We start from the raw sequence: 943 nt of genomic DNA on the forward strand, positions 1-943 counted from the left end.
GGGTTGCCGGCCAGCGGCCGGCACTACCGGTGGGTGCAAACCTTGGTTGGCACGGGGGCGGCCATGCGCCAACCCAGGTTGGCGTCTACCAAAGCCCACCCGGGTAGAATGCCCGCATGAAAATCGCCTCGTGGAACGTCAATTCGCTCAATGTCCGCCTGCCGCACCTGGAACAGTGGCTCAAGGCGTTCGGCCCGGACATCGTCGGTATCCAGGAAACCAAGCTGGAGGACCACAAGTTCCCCGACTCTGCGCTGATCGCTGCCGGCTACCGCAGCGTGTTCGCCGGCCAGAAGACCTACAACGGCGTTGCGCTGCTGTCGCGTGAGCCTGCACAGGACGTGCAGATCGGCATTCCCGGCTTCGAGGACGAGCAGAAGCGCGTCATCGCCGGTACCTTCGGCGACCTGCGGGTAATCAACCTGTACGTGGTCAACGGCCAGGACATCGGTACCGACAAGTACGAGTACAAGTTACGCTGGCTTGAGGCGGTGCATGCCTGGATCGCCGAAGAACTGCAGCGCCACCCGAAGCTGATCGTGATGGGGGACTTCAACATTGCCCCGGACGCACGCGACGTGCACGACCCGGAGGTGTGGAACGACAACCACATCCTGACCTCCACCGCCGAGCGCGGCGCATTGAACAAGCTGCTGCAGCTGGGCCTGCACGATGGCTTCCGCCTGCACAACGACGAGGCGGGCACCTTCAGCTGGTGGGATTACCGCGCCGCCGGCTTCCGTCGCAACCTGGGCCTGCGCATCGACCTGACCCTGGTCTCCGATGCGCTGAAGAGCGGTGCGGTGGCTTCGGGCATCGACCGCGAGCCGCGCACCTGGGAACGTCCGAGCGACCATGCGCCGGCGTGGGTACAGATCGGTTGAACGAACGGGGCCCGGCATCTCCGGGCCCGTTCTGAAAGGCCCGCCGGCCAGCGGCCGGC

General features: G+C 65.5%; 1 protein-coding gene. It reads left to right on the forward strand.

All coding sequences use genetic code 11. The annotated features are described in order from the left end of the window. The first annotated feature begins 116 nt into the window (after positions 1-116). Positions 117-884, forward strand: coding sequence for an exodeoxyribonuclease III (gene xth / locus ABGA94_RS22485; protein ID WP_005420392.1), 768 nt, complete (start codon positions 117-119; stop codon positions 882-884). The last annotated feature ends 59 nt before the right edge of the window (positions 885-943 follow it).

The sequence above is a fragment of the Stenotrophomonas sp. 3diitr2024 genome (assembly GCF_042136455.1).
Taxonomy (GTDB): Bacteria; Pseudomonadota; Gammaproteobacteria; order Xanthomonadales; family Xanthomonadaceae; genus Stenotrophomonas; species Stenotrophomonas sepilia.